Here is a 20,005-nt window from a genome sequence, read left to right on the forward strand (position 1 = left end):
TATGATGAATGCATGACGCATTGAGGTGGATATAATGAGCCGCTTATTATCTGACTGTTGGGCATTGCTGCGCGCCTTTGCCATGATTTATCTGTGCCTGTTTATCGGCAATCTGCTGTCGAGCCTGCTGCCGATGACCATTCCGGGCAGCATCATCGGTATGCTGGTGCTGTTCTTGCTGCTCTCATTGCAAATCATGCCCGCCGCCTGGCTCAAACCCGGCTGTCATCTGCTGATCCGCTATATGGCGCTGCTGTTTGTGCCTATCGGCGTCGGGGTGATGAACTACTACAGCCAGATTTCCGCTCAGCTCGGGCCGCTGGTGGTCTCTTGCGTGGTCAGTACCCTTATCGTGATGCTGGTGGTCGGATTCAGCTCCCATTATGTCCATCGGGAACGTCCGGTGGTCGCCGCGCCGGCGAAAAAAGGAGATCGAGGATGATAGCCAATATCTGGTGGTCGCTGCCGCTGACGCTTATGGTTTTTTTTGGCTCTCGTCGGCTGGCGGCCCGTTTTCGCATGGCGCTGCTTAATCCTTTGCTTATCTCGATGGTGGTGATTATCCCGCTGCTGCTGGCCACCGGTATTCCCTATGAGCGCTATTTTGCCGGCAGCAAGCTGCTCAATGACCTGCTGCAGCCGGCGGTAGTGGCGCTGGCGTTTCCGCTGTATGAACAGCTACACCAGATCCGGGCGCGCTGGAAATCGATCATCAGCATCTGTTTTATCGGCAGCGTCACCGCCATGGTGACCGGCACCGCCATCGCTCTGTGGATGGGCGCCAGCCCGCAGATGGCAGCCTCGATACTGCCCAAATCGGTGACCACGCCGATTGCCATGGCGGTAGCCGATTCGATTAACGGTATTCCGGCCATCAGCGCCGCCTGCGTGATTTTCGTCGGTATACTGGGGGCGGTATTCGGCCATACGCTGTTCAATCTGCTGCGCATCACCACCAAAGCCTCGCGCGGGCTGGCGATGGGCACTGCCGCCCATGCCCTGGGCACCGCCCGCTGCGCCGAAATGGATTATCAGGAAGGGGCATTCAGCTCTCTGGCGCTGGTGATATGCGGCATCATTACCTCATTGATTGCACCGTTTCTGTTTCCGGTCATGCTGCAATTATTTGGTTAAAATTCGCCTTGATAAGGGATTGATCGTATTTATCCTCGCCTCGAGCGTTTAGAATAGGCCGGTGTCCAGCCGCTGTGAGAACACGCTATGCAATCACGTTTTACTTTACCGCTGTCTGCCCTGGATCCGGCGCTTAAGACTGCGCTGACGCCGCTGCTCGCCTCGCCGGACTTTGCCGGGGTGATCGACGCCGAACAGGTCAGCCGTCTGCTGCAGGCCACCGGCCTGGAGGTGGACCGGTTATGCTTTGCCCTGCTGCCGGTGGCCGCCGCCTGCGCCCTGGCGCCCATTTCCCGGTTTACTGTCGGCGCGGTCGCCCACGGCGTCAGCGGTACGCTCTATCTGGGCGCCAATATGGAATTCATCGGCGCGCCGCTGGCGCAGACGGTGCACGCCGAACAAAGCGCCATCAGCCATGCCTGGCTGTGCGGCGAAAGCCGACTGGCCGGCATCACCGTCAACTACACGCCCTGCGGCCACTGTCGGCAGTTTATGAATGAACTTAACAGCGGCACTGATCTACGGATATCGCTGCCTGGCCGCGCGTCCCAAACGCTGGGGCACTATCTGCCCGATGCCTTTGGTCCGCGTGATCTGGCGATCGACGCGCTGCTGCTTGATGAAGTGCATCATGATTACCGGATTGGTCCGGCCGAGGGTGCCCGGTGCGCAACGCCGGGCGACGTGGTACCCCGCCGGCAGGTGACCTCGGCCGCTGCGGCTGAGGCCGCAGGCCCGGCTTCGCTGCCGGCCGGGGATCCGCTATCCCAGTTGGCGTTGGCGGCGATGAACCGCAGTCACGCCCCTTACAGCCAGGCGCACAGCGGGATGGCGCTGGAGCTGGTCGATGGGCGGATCTTTGCCGGCCGCTATGCTGAAAATGCCGCGTTCAATCCCAGCCTGCCGCCGCTGCAGTCCGCCCTTATCATGATGAACCTGGCTGGCGGCCAGACCGGCGAAATTCGCCGGGCGGTGCTGGCCGAGCGTGAAAACGCCGCGTTTAGCCAATGGGACGCTACCCGCGCCACCCTGGCGGCGCTGGGCGTCAAGCAATGCTATCGCCTGGGCGTGGTGGACTGATGCCCGCCTGTTTGCCAGCCATCCGCTAACGGGTTTTTCGCCGATGCGCCCTGGCCCTTGGCCTGTTTTTTTTTGCATAAAAAAGAGTCATTGCGATGGAATTAGAACATGAAAACAAACGTCCGCTGTATATCCCTCATGCGGGCCCTATCCTGCTGGAATTCCCGCTGCTGAACAAAGGCAGCGCCTTTTCCCAGGAAGAACGAGACGACTTCAACCTTCATGGCCTGCTGCCCGAGACGGTCGAGAATATCGAAGAGCAGGCTGAGCGCGCCTGGCGCCAGTATCAGGAATTCAACCACGACATCGAAAAACACGTCTACCTGCGCAATATCCAGGACACCAACGAGACGCTGTTTTACCGTTTGCTGGACGGGCACCTGAGCGAAATGCTGCCGATTATCTATACCCCGACGGTCGGACAGGCCTGCGAGCATTTCTCCGATATCTACCGGCGGGCGCGCGGGCTGTTTATCTCCTATAACAACCGCGACAAAATCGACGACATGCTGCAGAACGCCACCAAGCAGCATGTGAAAGTGATTGTCGTCACCGATGGCGAACGCATCCTCGGCCTGGGCGATCAGGGCATCGGCGGTATGGGTATTCCTATTGGCAAGCTGTCTCTTTATACCTCCTGCGGCGGCATCAGCCCGGCCTATACCCTGCCGGTAGTGCTGGATGCCGGCACCAACAATCCCCAGCGGCTGAACGATCCGCTGTATATGGGCTGGCGGCACGAACGGGTAACCGGCGAAGAGTACCGTGATTTCGTCGATGCGTTTATCCAGGCGGTCAAACGCCGCTGGCCTGACGTGCTGCTGCAGTTCGAAGATTTCGCCCAGAAAAACGCCACGCCGCTGCTGGACCGCTACCGCGATGAGTTGTGCTGTTTTAACGATGATATCCAGGGCACCGCCGCCGTGACGCTGGGCTGCCTGCTGGCCGCCAGCCGTGCCGCCGGCAAACGTCTGCGCGACCAGACCGTGGTGTTCCTCGGCGCCGGCTCCGCCGGTTGCGGCATCGCCGAGCAGATCGTCGCCGAGATGCGCGCCGAAGGGCTCAGCGAAGACCAGGCTCGCGCCCGGGTGCTGATGGTCGACCGCTACGGCCTGCTGACCGACAAAATGACCAATCTGCTGGATTTCCAGCAGCGCCTGGTGCAGCGCAGCGACGAGGTGACCGGCTGGGCAGCCGAGGGGGATTCGATTTCTCTGCTCGATGTGGTGCGCAATGCCCATCCGACGGTGCTTATCGGCGTCTCAGGCCAGCCGGGTCTGTTTACCGAAGCCATTATCCGCGAGATGCATGCCCACTGCGACCGTCCGATTGTCATGCCGCTGTCCAACCCGACCTCGCGCGTGGAAGCGACGCCGGAAGATATCATTACCTGGACCGGGGGCGCGGCGCTGGTGGCCACCGGCAGCCCGTTTGCGCCGGTGAAATTCCGCGATAACACCTATCCGATAGCCCAATGCAATAATGCCTATATCTTCCCGGGCATCGGCCTGGGCGTATTGGCGACGAAAGCCAGCCGGGTCACAGAGACCATGCTTATCGCCGCCAGCCGGGCATTGGCCGACTGTTCGCCGCTGGCCAACGGCAGCGACGGCGCGCTCTTGCCGGATATCAACGATATCCAGGGTGTCTCCAAAGTGATTGCCATGGAAGTCGGTAAAGCCGCCCAGGTGCACGGCGTAGCGACCGTGACCTCTGAGCAGGCGTTGTCGGTAGCCATCGAGCATAACTTCTGGCGTCCGCAGTATCGCAACTATAAACGGACCTCGTTCTGATCGACTCCGGCACCGGCCCCGCTTCGGCGGGGCTGACGCGTGATATGCCGCGCATACGCTATATTCCGCGCATAATTGCAACGATAGCCGCAGGATGGACACTGCACGCCTTGCGTCGGCCTGAGAGGTAAAGTAGCCTTGGTGCTATGACATTCCAGCAGGAACCGGTTAAGGCTACAGTATGTGGAAGCGCCTGATTTATACCCTGATCATTATTGCAGGCGTACCTTTATTGATCGCTATCGGCCTCGACCGCTGGATCAGTTGGAAAACCGCCCCCTTTATCTATGAAGATCTGAAAAGCCTGCCCCACCGCCAGGTCGGCGTGGTCTTGGGCACGGCCAAGTATTTTCGCACCGGCGGCATCAATCAGTATTATCTTTATCGTATGCAGGGCGCCCTGAATGTGTATAACAGCGGCAAGGTCAACTATCTGCTGCTGAGCGGCGATAATGCCCAGCAGAGCTACAATGAACCGGTCACCATGCGCCGCGACCTGCTGGCCCACGGCATGCCCTCCAGTGATATCTGGCTGGACTTTGCCGGGTTTCGCACCCTCGACTCGATTATTCGCACCCGTAAAGTGTTCGATACTAACGATTTCACTATCATCACCCAGCGTTTTCATTGTGAACGGGCCTTGTTCATCGCCATGAATATGGGCATCCAGGCGCAGTGTTACGCAGTACCTTCGCCCAAAAACATGCTGTCCATCCGGCTGCGCGAAATTGTCGCCCGCCTGGGGGCGCTAACGGATTTATATATCCTCAAGCGTGAGCCGCGCTTTCTCGGGCCGATGATCCCGATCCCCGCCCGCCACGACGTGCCCGCCGGCGCTCAGGGTTACCCGGCGGTATCACCGGAACAACTGCTGGAGCTGCAGCCCCGCCCTGGCGTCACGGTGCCGGCAGGCACTGTGCCAGCGGGTAATCCGTCGCCTGCTGCCGGCACTGCTCCATCTGACCCGGCATCGGCGCCAGTTACCGCCCCTGAATCTCTCGACCCGGCATCTGCTGACCCAGCGCCGGTCCCGGTGCCAACCGCGCCTGCCCCGCTGCCGGATGTGCACACCGGGTAAAAAAAATGCCCGCATAGCGGGCATTCAGCCGTGGCTTCCAGCCGGTAGGCTTATTTTTTCTTGGCGTATTTCAGCGAGTCCAGGGCGACGGCGAAAATAATGATCGACCCCTTGATGATGTACTGCCAGTAAGGGTTAACGCCGATATAGGTCAGGCCGTAGTTGATAACGGTAAAGATGATGACCCCGGTCACGACCCCCGCCACGGTGCCGACGCCGCCGGCGAACGATACCCCACCCACCACGCAGGCCGCTATCGCATCCAGTTCATACATAAAGCCCAGGTTGTTGGTGGCGCTGCCGATACGGCCGGCTTCCAGCATCCCGCCGAAGGCATAGAACACCCCTGACAGGGCATAGATCATGATAAGGTTCAGCGGGACATTCACGCCGGAGACTTTGGCGGCTTCCGGGTTGCCGCCGATAGCGAAGATGTTTTTACCAAAGCGGGTTTTGTTCCACAGCACCCAGACAAACAGGATAGCAATCACCGCATAGAAGGTAATATACGACAGTTTGAAATCGCCGATGCGCAGGAAGCCCTGGGCAAAGGTCGAGAAGTGGGATTCAAAACCGGCAATCGGCGATGCCCCCACCACATCGTAATACAGCGAGTTGATGCCATAGACGATGATCATGGTGCCGAGGGTGGTAATAAACGGCGTCACATTCAGATACGCAATAACAATACCGTTAATCAGGCCAATCAGCGCGCCAATGATACAAACGGTCAGGATCACTACCGGAATAGGCAGGCTCTGCATATCAGGAAAGACTTTATTGACGTTGTCCATCGACTGCAAAAGCGTTGCCGCCACCACCGCGGCCAGGCCAACCTGGCGACCGGCCGACAGGTCGGTCCCTTGGGTGACAATCAGCCCGGCCACGCCGAGGGCGATAATAATACGCACCGAGGACTGGGTCAGGATATTACTCAGGTTCATCAGACTGAGGAAGGTCGGATCCTGGAAAATAATGATCGCCAGCAGCACCAGCAACACCACATAAATACCGCCCTCTTTTAAATAAGTGAGCAGGCTTTTTTTATTTAACGCATTCATGATAACGACCCTTAAAATTAGAGGTGCAGGGAAGCAAGACGTAAAATTTCATTCTGGGAGGTTTCCTTGGTATTCACGATGCCCGAAACCAACCCATTGCTCATCACCAGGATCCGGTCGGTAATACCCAGTAATTCTGGCATTTCAGATGAAATGATGATGATGCCCTTGCCACGTTTGGCCAGTTCGGTAATCAACTGATAGATTTCAAACTTGGCCCCTACATCAATACCGCGCGTGGGTTCGTCCAGCATCAGTATTTCCGGTTGGGTGAGCAGCCAGCGACCAATAATCACTTTTTGCTGATTGCCGCCCGATAATGATCCGATATTTGTGTGATGGCCAGGGGTCTTTACCCGCATTGAATCGATAACCCACTGGATATCACTCTTCATGCGGCGGTTATCCAGCAGACCGATTTTGTTTTTGTAGTTACGTATATTGGAAATAAGCGAATTAAAGCCAACGTCGAGAAAAGCATAAATACCGGTTGCCCGGCGTTCTTCGGTCACCAGGGCAAAGCCATGGTTTATCGCTTCGTTGGCGGAATTATTATTGATGCTTTTGCCATGCAGCTTAAGCGTGCCGCTGACTTTCTCCCTGACGCCAAAAATAGTTTCAACGATATCGGTACGACGCGCCCCCACCAGACCGGCGATACCGAGAATTTCACCCTGGTGCAAATCAAATGAAACATCGCGAATCGACGGCTGGCGCAATGACGTCAGGTTTCTGACCTCGAATATCACTTCACCCGGTTTGCCTTCACGGTCAGGGAAGCGCTGGCTCAGCGAGCGTCCGACCATCATCGAAATGATCTGATCCATGGTCAGCCCCTGGACCGGCTGGGTAGCAATCCACTGGCCGTCGCGCAGGATGGTGATTTCATCACACAGCTGGAATATTTCTTCCATCTTATGGGAAATATAGACAATGCCGCAGCCGCGCTCCTTCAGCTTACGGATAATACTGAACAGATGGTTGACCTCTTTTTCGGTCAGCGACGAGGTTGGCTCATCCATAATGACAATTTTGGCGTCATAGGAAAAAGCCTTGGCAATTTCAATCATCTGCATCTGGGAAACGGATAACGTGGAAACTTTATCCCTCGGGTCGATATTGATATCCAGTTCTTCAAATATGGCTTTGGTATCGCGATACATTTTGCTCTGATCAACAAACAACCCCTTGCGCGGATAGCGCCCGAGCCACATGTTGTCCATTACCGTACGCTGTAATACCAGGTTCAGTTCCTGATGCACCATTGAAACGCCGTGCTCCAGCGCCTCCTTGGTACTTTTGAAATTAACCTCTTCGCCTTTAAAAATAATGCTGCCGGCATCCTTGCTGTAAATACCAAACAGGCATTTTAATAATGTGGACTTGCCCGCACCGTTTTCGCCCATTAAGGCGTGAATGGAGTGAGCCTTTACATTCAGGTTCACATCATCCAGCGCTTTAACCCCTGGAAATGATTTTGAGATATGCTTCATTTCCAGCAGCCACTGACTGGGCTGTTCGGTTGTTATGTCGGCCATAAATTGTACCCGGCTAAGATAGGCAAAAAAAATCCCCCCGGCGGGAAATAGCGACCGGGGGAATCAGGATTATTTTTTGAATTGCGCCAGGTTATCTTTATCGATACCGACGTAAGGAATACGCACCACTTTATTTTCCAGTTTCCACTGAGTGCCGTCTGCCGCTCCTTTACCTTCAGCCAAGTTTTTTGCCAGATCAAAGGTGGCTTTAGCCTGATTGTCGGCATCGTTCAGTACCGTACCGGCCATCGCGCCGGACTTGACCATGGCAAGGGCTTCAGGCAACCCATCGACGCCGAACACCGGAATAGCAGACTTGTTATGGGCCTTGAGCGCTTCTACCGCTCCCATCGCCATGGCATCATTGTTGGCGATAACCACTTCGATTTTGTCGGCATTAGGGCCGGACAGCCAGGCGTCAACCTTGTCTTTGGCCTGGGCGGTATCCCACATGGCGGTATCCAGCTGCAGCTGCTGGGTTTTCAGTTTTTCCTGCTGGTCCAGTGTCTTGATGGCATAGCTGGTACGGGCTTCGGCATCCGGATGGCCCGGCTCGCCTTTGATCATCACATACTGGATAACGCCATCTTTGTTCAAGTCCCAATCTGGATGCGCTTTCCAGTGTTTGGCAATCAGCTCGCCCTGGATAATACCGGACTCTTTAGAATCAGTACCGACATAATAAGCTTTGTCGTAGCTGTCCAGATCTTTACGGCTGGGTTCTTTGTTATAGAAAACGATGGGTATTTCATTGCCGCGGGCTTTATCGATGACCACTTGCGCCGCCGCCGGATCGACCAGGTTGATGGCCAGCGCTTTCACGCCTTTGGCAATCAGCACGTCGATCTGGTCGTTTTGCTTGGACTGATCGTTTTGCGAATCATTCATCAGCAATTGGACGCCTTTGGCTTCTTTAGCGTCTTTTTCGATGGCTTTGCGCACCACCGACATAAAGTTGTCGTCATATTTGTAAATCGTCACGCCGATACGGGTATCAGCCGCCTGCACGGCTGCACTGAACAGCACGCCGGCTGCCAGAGCAGTCAGGGTAAACGCCTTTTTATTCATTAGTTTCTCCGGATTACAATAGGGTAAAGCTCTGCATCGGGTTAAACCCATACCTGGCAATACCAGACACTCCGCTTTGAGGTCCTACAGCCACGGCAGGGAAACAGTCAACGGCCCCGCAGGGCCTGGTCTGGCAACAAAACGCCTACAGCATATAGTTAGGGATGTTAATATTCTGTGAATAGACTCACAGTTTGGAAACGGTTACATCTCGTCAGGTAAAGTTGAGATGACTGCCGCATTATTTTGACAAGGTGCCACCGAATGGCGGCGCACCAGGGTAGGCATGAACAAATGGGTCTGGCCGGCATCAAGCTTACCGGCAGTGCCGGCCAGGGCCAGTTCGGTAGCGGCTTCGGCCATGGTGGCTATCGGATAGCGCACGGTGGTCAGGTTCGGACTGGTGAAGCGAGAGATCGGAATATCGTCAAAGCCGACCAGCGAGAATGTCGAAGGCACCTGGATGCTGTTTTCCTTAAGGGTTGCCAGCGCACCGACCGCCATGCTGTCGTTATAGACCACGACCGCCGTGAGCTGCTGGTTACGGCCCAGCAGTTCGACCATCGCCTTTTCCCCGCCGTGCAGGTCCGGCGACGCCGTCGCCTGGAAACTCTGCGGCACGATAATACCGACCTCGCGCATCGCCTGTAGATAGCCGCGCCAGCGCTGGCGCTGATCTTCAATACTGTGATTGGAACCGATATAGCCGATGCGGCGGTGGCCGTTGGCCAACAGCATCCGGGTCGACATCAGCGCGCCGCTGACATTGTCCAGCCCGACGCAGCGATGCTCATAGCCGCGGATGATACGGTTTATCAGCACCATGCCCGGTTCCCGTTCCAGGAACGGTATCAATTCTTCATCGGTAAGCATTTTGGCGTGCACCACCAGCGCGCTGCAGCGCTGGCGCAGCAGCACTTCTATCGCGTGGCGCTCCTTATCGGCTTGATGATAACTGTTGCTGATAAGCAGATGCTTTTTATGCCGCTGGGCCACATCATCAACCGCTTTCACCAGCGCGCCGAAGAAGGGATCAGAGACATCCATCACCACCACGCCGATGGTGTCGCTGGACTGGGTCGCCAGCGCCTGCGCATTGGCGTTGGGCCGGTAGCCCAGTTCGTTGACGGCTTTCAGTACGCTGTCACGCGCCTGCTTACTGGCGACGGCGCTGTCGTTGAGCACCCGTGAAACCGTCGCCACCGATACTCCCGCCAACCTGGCCACATCCCGAATGGTAATCATTATTTCCCCTGCTTGCTGCTGTCTACACCGTCAGGTGCCGCCTGTCCCTGTTCCAAGACAGATTTACCGGGTGAACATCAGGCATCATCGAGATTCATGATCCGCATCCGCTGGCTTGAATAAGCGGTTATCGTAACCGATTTGTTATCAATGAGGCGTGAATCAGCTCACAGGACAGGAAACGCTTACATTTTTGTTAACAATTGGCGGGGGATGCAGCAGAACTGCGGCGAGTGAACAGCAGCGATCAACGTGACAGACCGAACCGGGATGGGTGAACAACAGCGGTCAGCGCGACAGACTGAGCCGTGGGGGGAAAGGATATCAGCGTAGCAGTCTGCCTGGAGCGACTGGGCATAGTGCGCAGGCCCGGTAAGCTGAGCCGGAACTGGGCATAGTGCGCAGGCTCGGTAAGCTGCGCCGGAACTGGGCATAGTGCGCAGGCTCGGTAAGCTGCGCCGGAACTGGGCATAGTGCGCAGGCCCGGTAAGCTGCGCCGGACTGGCGATATCGTTATAGGCGGCGGTTACGAAGCGTGGGGCCCTGCGGTCAGCCGAGTCAGTTGCCGCCACATCCACTCGAACGGGCCCTGCTGGAAAAAGTGCAGCCACAACGTTGACACCAGCAGGTTGACCAGCCAGATAACAGGCACCAACGCCAGCAGCTCGAAGCGGCCGTAAGCCATAAACTGCGCCATCTGGTTAAAGATAAGGGTGCAGAGAAGGGTCTGCAGCAGATAATTGGTCAACGCCATGCGGCCGACATTGCCGACCCAGCGGGTAAGGCGCAGTCCGGACAGGCGCGACCAGCAGCCATACAGCAGCGCCACATAGCCCAGTACCTGGAACGGGGCGCTGATATCGCGGGGAATTTGCAGCAAAAACGCGCACCAGCGATACTCCCAGCCCAACTGCCACTGCAGGATTATCGACGGCACATTGACCAGCAGCCCCAACGGAATCAACAGCAGGGCCATTTTGCGGTAATGGGCCTCGGACCAGGTTCCGCTTAACCAGCCGGACCGCATCAGTCCGGCACCGACCAGCATCGCGCCCGCCAACTGCCAGCCGTACTGCGAGGCCATGGCGATAAGACTGCCCTCCAGCAGATCCAGCCGATTCTGCCAGGCTTCCGCGCCGCCGACCGTCAGCCAGTAATGCTCATAAATCTGCTCGGCAATGCCCGGCAACCAATAACGGCCTGGGGTTTGACTGGCCATCATGACCTGGAACAACACCAGTACCAAAACGCCGACCATATAAAGCACCGCACCGGTTGAAATCAGCGCCCTGCTGCTGTCGGCCTGGCGAACCACCCCCAGGCAGATAAGGCCGACCAGGCCATAATCCAGCAGAATATCGCCGTCCCAGAAAAAAATTGCATGGATGATACCGAACACCATCAGCCAGCCGAGGCGAGAAGCAATCCAGCGATTGCCGCGCGCCAGCAGCATTTGCAGCCCGGCACCGAACAGGATAGCGAACAGCGTCAGGAACTTGACCTGGGCAAAACCGTCCATAATAGCCCAGGTCCAGGCATCGGCCGCTGAGGGGGCGCCGTTATAGGCCGGGTTGAGATAAGCCGCCTTGGGTAAGGCGAAAGCGGTGATATTCATCAGCAGGATGCCCAAAATGGCCATCCCCCGCGCGCAGTCCAGTTTCGCGATGCGCTCGCGCATGGGCACCCTCTTCTGTCAGGCGCCGCAGCGCCATAATGCCTACTTCATACTGCCGGGCGCAGGATTACAGATGGCGCACGGCACGCAAAAATTCTTGCCGGGTATTCTGGCTGGATTTAAACAGGCCGCCCAGAGACGTGGTGGTGGTGGCGCTGGTGGCATCGCGGATACCGCGGGCTTTGACACAGTAATGGACTGCGTCGATGCACACCGCCACGTTGTTGGTCCCGAGCAGAGTCTGCAAGGCAATCAGGATCTGCTGGGTCAGCCTTTCCTGCACCTGGGGGCGCTGGGCAAAAAACTGCACAATCCGGTTAATCTTCGACAGACCGATAACGCAATCCTTGGGAATATAGGCAACGGTGGCCTTGCCGTCGATAATGACAAAATGATGCTCGCAGGTGCTGGTCAGGGTAATGTCGCGCACCGTGACCATTTCATCCACTTTCATTTTATTCTGGATAACGGTTATTTTCGGAAAGTTGGCGTAATCCAGTCCGGCAAAAATTTCATCTACATACATTTTTGCGATGCGATGCGGCGTCTCTGCCAGACTGTCATCCTCCAGATCGAGGTTTAACAGATTCATGATTTCGGTCATATGCCCGGCAATCCGCGCTTTGCGGACCTCCGCGTCAAGCATTTCACCGCGCAGCGGGGTTTCTAATCCACGGGCCAACAGGGCCTGGTGAACCAGCGCGGCTTCTTTCGTCAGCGATAACATAGGTATTATTTCTCCAGCAGGCGTTTGCGCATCCGCTCGCTTTCATGGCGGAATGCGCTCCACTCTAGTTGAGACTGAAACGATTATCCAGTGATTATGCCCGCTCTGGATGATGAAATACTTGCATCTAACCGCTAGGGTTGACGCCAGGCCAGCACACCGGCCAGCGCCAGCGCCACCATGGAGACAAACAGCGCCGGCTCAAGCCTGCCGACCAGCGCGCTGGCCAGCGCCGACAGTAGCGGGCCAATCAGTTGACCGACCGCATAGCCACAGGTCAGCAGCCCGGCCATATAGCGCATATGATCCGGTGCCTGGCGGCGGCTGCATTCAAAGGTCAACTGTACCACCGATAAGAAGCCGCCGCCGGTCAGCAGCGCGCCGAACAGTAATCCTGCCGCGCCATCAAGGCTTATCATCAGCGCCACTCCCAGCGCCTGGGCCAGCAGGGTCAGGCCGAGGCGTTTACCGGCGGTCAGGCAATGACGGGTCAGAATGCCGATGCCGATCCCGGCCATGCTCCCGGCGCCGAATACCGGCCAGACCCACAGGCCCAGGCCGCTGCCGGCCAGCCGTTCGGCAGCCATCTGCGACAGAAAGGTCGCCGGCAGGATATAGCCGAATCCGGCCAGGGAGTAACTCCAAAGCAGTTTTTTCAGTGACGGCGTCAGGCTGAGCGGCTGGGCATCCGGCTTTCTCGCCGCCAGCGCCCCGCGTTTGGGCAGATTGTGACTGATAGCGGCGGTCAACACCAGCGCGGTGAGGCCATAGACCAGCCAGGCCGGGCCGGCGGTCAATGGCAGATGGTGCATAGCCAGCGCCAGCAGTCCGCTGACCAGGATGCCGGCCCCCGGGCCGGCAAATACCGCCGCGCTCAGTGCCGGACGGCCCAGCTGGATCAATTTATCATTAGTCCAGGCGGCCACCAGTACCATCGCCCAGCCGCTGGCTACGCCAATCGCCAATCTGAGCAGGCTGTGGCTGAAGGGACTGGCGGTCAGCGCTGACAGCAGCGTCAGCCCGACCACGCCCCAGAGGCCAATCCACAGCCGTTTCTCCAGGTGGTTGGCGGCGCGCATTGCATCCCAGGCGCCCAGCAAATAACCCAGGTAATTAAAGGCGGCGACCACGCCGGCGCTGGTCAGGGTCATCTGCCCGGCAGTGATCATCAGCGGCACCTGAGGGGTAAAGGCAAATCGCCCGATACCCATCGCCACCAACAGGGCCAGGAACCCGCTTAATGCCACTTTTATCGCCATATCTTATTTCCGCTAGTAATAAATGATTGCTAATAGAATGCATGATCAATACAATCACGGAAAGTGAATAATATACACCAAGTTCATTACAAATAGAGAACACATGGATCTTACTCAACTGAAAATGTTTTGCTGCGTGGCCGAAACCGGTTCTTTGGCGCGCGCCGCCGAGCAGCTGCATCGCGTTCCGTCAAACCTGACCACCCGCTTGCGCCAGTTGGAACAGGAATTGGGCGTTGACTTGTTTATTCGCGAAAAGCAGCGCTTGCGGCTGTCGCCGATCGGCCATAACTTTTTATGTTATGCCAGCCGCATCCTGGCGCTAAGCGAGGAAGCCATCAATATGACACGCGCCGGTGAACCGACCGGTAATTTTCCGCTCGGGTCGATGGAGAGCACTGCGGCTACCCGCTTGCCGGCATTGCTGGCGGCTTACCATCAGCGCTTTGGCCAGGTCGCCCTTTCGCTGGTGACCGGTACCTCGGGCGAGATGATCGACGGGGTACGTGCCGGCACGCTGGCGGCCGCCCTGGTAGATGGACCGGTTCATTATCCTGAAATCCATGGCTGCGTCAGTTTTAATGAAACCCTGGTGATGATATCCAGCCTGGAACAGCCGGCGATAGGTTCAGCTCATGATATTGCCGGCCAGACGCTGTTTGCCTTCAGGCCCAGCTGTTCTTATCGGCTGCGACTGGAGAGCTGGTTCCATCAGGGGGGCGCTCTGCCCGGCCCGATAATGGAAATCCAGTCTTACCACGGTATGCAGGCCTGCGTGGCCAGCGGTGCCGGATTGGCGCTGCTGCCGCGTTCAGTACTGGAACAGCTGCCCGGCCAGGAACGGGTACGGGTGCACCCGCTGCCGCGCGATATCGCCGATGCATCGACCTGGCTGATTTGGCGCCGGGATGCGTTTGGTCCTAATGTTGAAGCACTGAAAAAATTGATAATAGAATTACATGACCGGACAGACGGGACATTGGCCTTGTCTGATTCGGCTTCCGCCATTGAAACCCCGGCCGCGTCGGGGTCGAAAGATATTCACCTTGCCTGAACAAAAAGAGTTTAAAGGAGCTACTGCATGCAAATGATTAAAACCCGCGCCGCCATCGCCTGGGGCCCGAACCAGCCGTTATCGGTGGAAGAAGTGGATCTGATGCCGCCGCAAAAGGGAGAAGTGCTGGTGCGCATCGTCGCCACCGGTGTATGCCATACCGATGCCTATACCTTGTCGGGCAAGGATCCTGAAGGGGTATTTCCGGCCATTCTCGGTCATGAGGGCGGCGGCGTGGTTGAGGCGCTGGGCGAAGGCGTGACCGGGCTTGAAGTCGGCGATCATGTCATCCCACTGTATACCCCCGAGTGCGGCGAGTGTAAATTCTGCCGTTCCGGCAAGACCAACCTTTGTCAGTCAATCCGCACCACCCAGGGCAAGGGTCTGATGCCGGACGGCACCACCCGTTTCTTTAAGGACGGCAAACCGATTTTCCATTACATGGGCACCTCGACGTTTTCCGAATATACCGTGGTGCCGGAAATCTCCCTGGCGAAGATCAGTAAAGAAGCGCCGCTGGAAGAAGTCTGCCTGCTCGGCTGTGGGGTAACTACCGGCATGGGCGCAGTGTTGAATACCGCCAAAGTGAAGCCCGGTGATACGGTGGCGATTTTCGGTCTGGGCGGCATTGGGCTGTCGGCGATTATCGGTGCGCAAATGGCGGGGGCCGGCCGGATTATCGGTATCGATCTGAATACCAGTAAGTTTGATCTGGCCCGGAAACTGGGCGCGACCGACCTGCTCAATCCCAAGGACTATGATCGCCCGATCCAGGAGGTGATTGTTGAGCTGACCGATGGCGGGGTCGATTTTTCTTTCGAATGCATCGGTAATGTCAATGTGATGCGTTCCGCCCTGGAATGTTGTCATAAAGGCTGGGGTGAGTCGGTTATCATCGGCGTGGCCGGTGCCGGCGAAGAAATTTCCACCCGTCCATTCCAATTGGTAACCGGTCGAGTATGGCGCGGTTCCGCTTTTGGCGGCGTCAAAGGTCGCAGCCAGTTGCCGGGTATCGTCGATCGTTATCTGCAGGGCGAGTTCAAGCTGGATGATTTTATTACCCATACCATGGGGCTTGACGAGATCAATCATGCTTTCGATTTGATGCATGAAGGCAAGTCTATTCGTTCCGTTATCCATTTCCGTCCTTGACCGGGAGCGCATCGAGCTATGAAAGCCTTGCCTGAGCGTATTGATGCCCACCGCATGCACGGTGGTTGGCAGTATCGTTATCGTCACCCCTCGGCATCAACCGGTACCCTGATGACGTACAGTGTGTTTGTGCCGCCGGCGGCCAAGGATGGCCGTGCGCCGCATGTGGTGTATTTCCTGGCCGGCCTGACCTGCAATGATCTGAATTTTACCCAGAAGTCGGGGGCCCAGCGTGTGGCGGCCGAGCTGAATCTGCTGCTGGTGATGCCGGATACCAGTCCGCGCGGCGATGAGGTGGCCGATGATGAGGGATACGATTTAGGCCAGGGCGCGGGATTTTATCTCAATGCGTCCCAGGCGCCATGGTCATCGCATTTTCGGATGTATGATTATCTGAGCCAAGAATTACCCGGTATTATCAATGCCCAGTTTGCCGTGAGCGGACGCGAGTCGGTGATGGGGCATTCGATGGGCGGCCATGGGGCACTGGTGATGGCGTTGCGGCAGCCGGGCCGTTTTCGCAGCGTGTCGGCATTTGCGCCGATAGTGAGCCCTTCAACGGTGCCCTGGGGTAAAAAGGCGTTTACCGCCTACCTGGGAGCAGATGAGGCATCATGGGCGGCGTGGGACAGCTGTGCTTTACTGCGCGACGGATCCGCGCGGCCATTGCCGGTGTTGATCGATCAAGGCGAGGATGATGAGTTCCTCGACAGTCAGCTGCAGCCTGAGCGGTTGGCCCAGGAGGCGAAGGCCCGGCATTGGCCGCTGACGCTGCGCCGGCATGCCGGCTATGATCACAGCTATTTTTTCATCGCCAGTTTCGTTGAGGATCATCTGCGGTTTCACGCCGGATATTTAAACGCGTAGCGGATGAGAGCAAGCGAGAAACCGTTCTTTGCCTTTATAGCGGTCTCCCTTCAATAGCTGTTTGGCGGGTCCTCAGTGTAGTGTGATGTGAGCAGAAGCCAAGGCGATGTGCTCGACCTGGTGCAGGGCGGCGAGCAGGATCTCTTCATTGAGTTTAACCGGTACGGCGTGGATCGATTCGCCGGCTTGCAGGGTGCGGGTAAGCATCGGCTGCAGGGTCTGGCGGTCGTTGATGTCGACGTTGAGCGCACGCAGGGAGGTCGGCAGGCCAAAGGCTGTCCAGGCATGGCTGAGCTGGCGCAGGATGTCGGTCTGCCCCATCAGGGCGCACTGCACCAGGATGCCGTAGGCGACTTTGGTGCCGTGCAGAAACGGTGCGGTGGCGGGGATGGCCGTCAGCCCATTGTGTACCGCGTGGGCGGCCGCAACCCGGGTATGGCGTTCGCCCAGTCCGCCAACCATGCCGCCGCCGGCGATGATGGCATCGACGACATCGAGGAAATCCTGGCTGGCTTCTCCCTGTTGATGGGCCTCAAGGGCGGCGGTGCTTTGATTGAGCAACACGTCGCGGATCGACGCGGCGGTCTCAATACCCAGACGCACGGTAAGCGGCAGGGTTTTCGGCTGCGGGCACAGCACCACCGCCTCATACCATTTGGCGAGGGTGTCACCGATGCCGGCCAGCAGGTATTCCCTGGGGGCGTTCAGGATGATGCGCGGTTCCACCAGCACCAGGAAGTTGGCTTCATTGAAGATTTCAAAGCGCAGGGCTTCACCGGCGTCGTTATACCACACCGACAGCGGCGTCCAGGCGGCACAGGTGGCGGCAATGGTCGGGATGGCCACCAGCGGCAGGCCGAGTCGTCGGGCGACCACTTTGGCGGTATCCAGTACGGCGCCCCCGCCGATGCCGATAACCACGCTGCGATCACCGCCGGCTTCGGCTACCAGCCGGCTGACCTGGCTTTCGCTGCAGTGGGAGCCAAACGGAATGCGCACGGCGCCGGCATCGTCGAACGAGGGCGGCAGCCAGTTTCTGGCCCCGGCCAGGGCGCGTTCGCCATAGATCCAGACAGCTCGCGAGAGCATCTCGGGCGGGTAGAAGTCGGTTAATTTTTCGATAGCGCCGGGATAGGAGTAGTAATTGTCAGGGGAAACCTGTACGCGGATGGCATATGACATGGATGATGTTTACCTTGAAAAAGGGCGGCCCGGGCCGGGGCCGGGCCGGGGCCGGGCCAGTAGCAGTTATGCCTTATCATAGGCATTTAGTCCGCTGGAATTAAACCCTTTTTTGCGCTGGTTTGAGACTGTTTTCGCACTTGCTTAGGCGGATATATCGTCACGGCCACCGATTTCCCTGCCATCCGCCGGTTTGCCTTGCGCGGTTTTCTGCGCGAGTTGGTCAGGAAACACCATATCCTCATAGCGCACAATGCGGGTTTTACGGCACCATTTATAGCCAAACCAGATAGCCAGGAACAACGGAATACCTATATAGGTGGCAACCACCCCATACCAGTCGATGGTCTGCTCCAGGAAGGCCTGATAATTCTGCCCCAGGGTGATAAGCAGGCAGAGGGCAAAGGCAAACATCGGCCCGAGCGGGAAGAAGCTGGAGACATAGGGCAGGCTGCTGAGCTTACGGCCCTGCAGGATATAGCCACGGCGAAAACGGTAATGGCTGACGGCGATGCCGAGCCAGGCAATAAAGCCGGTCATGCCCGAGGTATTCAGCAGCCACAAATAGACCGTCTGGTTGCCATAAAGCGAAGTCAGAAAACACAGGCCGGCCACCACGGTGGTGGCATAGAGCGCCATACGCGGCACGCCGCCTTTCGACAGGCGGGCAAAGATCCTTGGCGCCTTACCGTCTACCGCCAGGGTGTAGAGCATCCGGGTTGAGGCGTACATGCCGGAGTTGCCGGCCGACAGCACCGCCGTCAGGATCACCGCATTCATCACCGCCGCCGCCGATAGCAGCCCGGCGTTACGGAATACCAGGGTGAACGGGCTGACGGTAATGTCCGTCACATCGTTGCGCAGTAGATCAGGACTGGTGTAAGGAATTATCAGGCTGATGACCAGGATCGCCAGCACATAGAACAGCAGGATGCGCCAGAACACCTGACGCACCGCACGGGGAATATTTTTCGCCGGATCGTCCGATTCGCCGGCGGCAATGCCGATAAGCTCGGTACCCTGGAATGAAAATCCGACAATCATCGCCACGCCTATCATGGCGGCAAATCCGCCGGCAAACGGCGCTTCGCCCACCTGCCAGTTATGCCAGCCGCTGCCCTCGCCGCCGCGCAGAATGCCGAATATCATCAGGGTGCCGACAGCAATAAAAATAATGACCGTCACCACTTTAATCAGTGAAAACCAGTATTCCGCCTCGCCAAAACCTTTAACCGATATCACATTGAGCGCAAAAATCACCGCCAGGAACAGCGCGCTCCAGATACAGCCGGGCGTGTCGGGAAACCAGTAACTCATGACCAGCTGCGACGCCACCAAATCCACCGCAATAGTGACCGCCCAGTTATACCAGTAGTTCCAGCCCAGCGCGAAACCAAACCCTTCATCCACATAACGCGCGCCGTAGGTGGAGAACGATCCTGATACCGGCATATAGGCCGCCAGCTCGCCCAGACTGGTCATCAGGAAATACACCATCAGGCCAATAAGCATATAGGAAAGTAAAGCCCCGCCGGGACCGGCCTGGGAAATGGTCGCGCCGGAAGCGACAAATAAACCGGTACCGATCGAACCGCCAATGGCGATCATGGTTAAATGGCGTGCCTTAAGCACGCGGCGCAGCGTGGGCGCCACTGCATCATGAGTAGGTTGCTGCATGTTTTCAGTCTGTCCGTGCAAAATTCGAGGCCGGATTGTAACAAATCAACCCGGGGGGTATAGCGCCACGCGCCTGATATAAGACACGTTCATGATCGGCAGGAAGTTATAAGCGCCAGTAAAACTCATTGACGACTTTTGCTGCAATCAAAGCGGCATCTCATGGTGAGTACAGTAGTCCATAAAACCGCTCAGGGCATGGGAAAGGTGTTTTTGACGGTGATGGACCCAGTAAAGCGACCGCATCAACGACGGCAGCGGCAGCGGCAAATGGGCCAGCAACAGGGAATCCACTATGCGCTTACCGCCGACTGGGACAACCCCAGCAATGCGGTGGCGCGCGACGTCGATCCGCTCTTTACGATTTCGGCAAAAATTTCCATCTGACGCAAGGTTATCGACATAGGGACTTCAT

General features: G+C 57.4%; 18 protein-coding genes and 1 pseudogene. 8 read left to right on the top strand and 11 right to left on the bottom strand.

The window, feature by feature from the left end; genetic code table 11:
* Positions 1 to 34: 34 nt before the first annotated feature.
* From EDC52_RS02820 to sanA, 5 genes are all read left to right on the top strand, one after another.
* Positions 35 to 442 (top strand): CidA/LrgA family protein, encoded by a 408-nt coding sequence (locus EDC52_RS02820; protein WP_131863776.1) that lies wholly within the window; start codon positions 35 to 37, stop codon positions 440 to 442.
* Positions 439 to 1,134 (top strand): CidB/LrgB family autolysis modulator, encoded by a 696-nt coding sequence (locus tag EDC52_RS02825; RefSeq protein WP_131863777.1) that lies wholly within the window; start codon positions 439 to 441, stop codon positions 1,132 to 1,134. Before EDC52_RS02820 ends, EDC52_RS02825 begins: the two co-directional genes overlap by 4 nt.
* Before the next feature lie 87 nt (positions 1,135 to 1,221).
* A complete protein-coding gene (gene cdd, locus EDC52_RS02830; protein WP_131863779.1) occupies positions 1,222 to 2,214 on the top strand; it encodes a cytidine deaminase in 993 nt (330 codons plus the stop codon).
* A 95-nt stretch (positions 2,215 to 2,309) separates the two neighbouring features.
* Positions 2,310 to 4,007 (top strand): NAD-dependent malic enzyme, encoded by a 1,698-nt coding sequence (locus EDC52_RS02835; RefSeq protein WP_131863780.1) that lies wholly within the window; start codon positions 2,310 to 2,312, stop codon positions 4,005 to 4,007.
* 181 nt (positions 4,008 to 4,188) lie between these two features.
* Entirely contained in the window at positions 4,189 to 5,085 is an 897-nt protein-coding gene (sanA, locus tag EDC52_RS02840) for an outer membrane permeability protein SanA (protein WP_131863781.1), read from the top strand.
* A gap of 50 nt (positions 5,086 to 5,135) precedes the next feature.
* Here the strand turns inward: sanA and mglC are convergent, their stop codons facing one another.
* The 7 genes from mglC to EDC52_RS02875 form a co-directional block, all read right to left on the bottom strand.
* Positions 5,136 to 6,146, bottom strand: a complete 1,011-nt coding sequence (gene mglC / locus EDC52_RS02845) for a galactose/methyl galactoside ABC transporter permease MglC (RefSeq protein ID WP_131863783.1) — start codon at positions 6,144 to 6,146, stop codon at positions 5,136 to 5,138.
* Between the two features lie 17 nt (positions 6,147 to 6,163).
* On the bottom strand, positions 6,164 to 7,684 hold the full coding sequence (mglA, locus tag EDC52_RS02850; RefSeq protein WP_131863785.1) for a galactose/methyl galactoside ABC transporter ATP-binding protein MglA: 1,521 nt from the start codon (positions 7,682 to 7,684) through the stop codon (positions 6,164 to 6,166).
* A gap of 69 nt (positions 7,685 to 7,753) precedes the next feature.
* The gene (mglB, locus tag EDC52_RS02855) at positions 7,754 to 8,752 is read right to left on the bottom strand and encodes a galactose/glucose ABC transporter substrate-binding protein MglB (RefSeq protein ID WP_131863787.1); all 999 of its coding nucleotides are present in this window, start codon (positions 8,750 to 8,752) and stop codon (positions 7,754 to 7,756) included.
* Between the two features lie 204 nt (positions 8,753 to 8,956).
* Positions 8,957 to 9,997, bottom strand: a complete 1,041-nt coding sequence (gene galS, locus EDC52_RS02860; RefSeq protein ID WP_131863789.1) for an HTH-type transcriptional regulator GalS — start codon at positions 9,995 to 9,997, stop codon at positions 8,957 to 8,959.
* Positions 9,998 to 10,523: 526 nt separating this feature from the next.
* Positions 10,524 to 11,675 carry a DUF418 domain-containing protein YeiB gene (yeiB, locus tag EDC52_RS02865; protein ID WP_131863790.1) on the bottom strand — a complete coding sequence of 384 codons (1,152 nt, stop codon included), beginning with the start codon at positions 11,673 to 11,675 and terminating at the stop codon, positions 10,524 to 10,526.
* A gap of 64 nt (positions 11,676 to 11,739) precedes the next feature.
* Positions 11,740 to 12,399 (bottom strand): GTP cyclohydrolase I FolE, encoded by a 660-nt coding sequence (gene folE / locus EDC52_RS02870; protein WP_131863792.1) that lies wholly within the window; start codon positions 12,397 to 12,399, stop codon positions 11,740 to 11,742.
* Between the two features lie 134 nt (positions 12,400 to 12,533).
* Positions 12,534 to 13,658, bottom strand: a complete 1,125-nt coding sequence (locus EDC52_RS02875) for a YbfB/YjiJ family MFS transporter (RefSeq protein ID WP_131863793.1) — start codon at positions 13,656 to 13,658, stop codon at positions 12,534 to 12,536.
* A gap of 103 nt (positions 13,659 to 13,761) precedes the next feature.
* Here EDC52_RS02875 and ptrR point away from each other — a divergent pair, with 103 nt between their 5' ends.
* Genes ptrR through fghA form a run of 3 tightly spaced genes read left to right on the top strand, consistent with a single transcriptional unit; the run spans position 13,762 to position 16,731 of the window.
* Positions 13,762 to 14,712 carry a putrescine utilization regulator PtrR gene (ptrR, locus tag EDC52_RS02880; RefSeq protein WP_131863795.1) on the top strand — a complete coding sequence of 317 codons (951 nt, stop codon included), beginning with the start codon at positions 13,762 to 13,764 and terminating at the stop codon, positions 14,710 to 14,712.
* A gap of 27 nt (positions 14,713 to 14,739) precedes the next feature.
* Positions 14,740 to 15,864 carry an S-(hydroxymethyl)glutathione dehydrogenase/class III alcohol dehydrogenase gene (locus EDC52_RS02885; RefSeq protein ID WP_131863796.1) on the top strand — a complete coding sequence of 375 codons (1,125 nt, stop codon included), beginning with the start codon at positions 14,740 to 14,742 and terminating at the stop codon, positions 15,862 to 15,864.
* A gap of 18 nt (positions 15,865 to 15,882) precedes the next feature.
* Entirely contained in the window at positions 15,883 to 16,731 is an 849-nt protein-coding gene (fghA, locus tag EDC52_RS02890) for an S-formylglutathione hydrolase (RefSeq protein WP_131863798.1), read from the top strand.
* Positions 16,732 to 16,803: 72 nt separating this feature from the next.
* Here the strand turns inward: fghA and EDC52_RS02895 are convergent, their stop codons facing one another.
* From EDC52_RS02895 to EDC52_RS02905, 4 genes and pseudogenes are all read right to left on the bottom strand, one after another.
* Positions 16,804 to 17,913 carry an oxidoreductase gene (locus EDC52_RS02895; protein WP_131863800.1) on the bottom strand — a complete coding sequence of 370 codons (1,110 nt, stop codon included), beginning with the start codon at positions 17,911 to 17,913 and terminating at the stop codon, positions 16,804 to 16,806.
* Between the two features lie 144 nt (positions 17,914 to 18,057).
* A complete protein-coding gene (locus EDC52_RS02900) occupies positions 18,058 to 19,590 on the bottom strand; it encodes an amino acid permease (protein WP_131863801.1) in 1,533 nt (510 codons plus the stop codon).
* A 147-nt stretch (positions 19,591 to 19,737) separates the two neighbouring features.
* On the bottom strand, positions 19,738 to 19,884 hold the full coding sequence (locus EDC52_RS19820; RefSeq protein ID WP_165911638.1) for a hypothetical protein: 147 nt from the start codon (positions 19,882 to 19,884) through the stop codon (positions 19,738 to 19,740).
* A 2-nt stretch (positions 19,885 to 19,886) separates the two neighbouring features.
* Positions 19,887 to 19,994 (bottom strand): annotated as a pseudogene (locus EDC52_RS02905) (LysR family transcriptional regulator); the annotation flags it as partial.
* Positions 19,995 to 20,005: the final 11 nt, after the last annotated feature.

It is taken from the genome of Biostraticola tofi (assembly GCF_004343195.1).
Lineage (GTDB): Bacteria > Pseudomonadota > Gammaproteobacteria > Enterobacterales > Enterobacteriaceae > Biostraticola > Biostraticola tofi.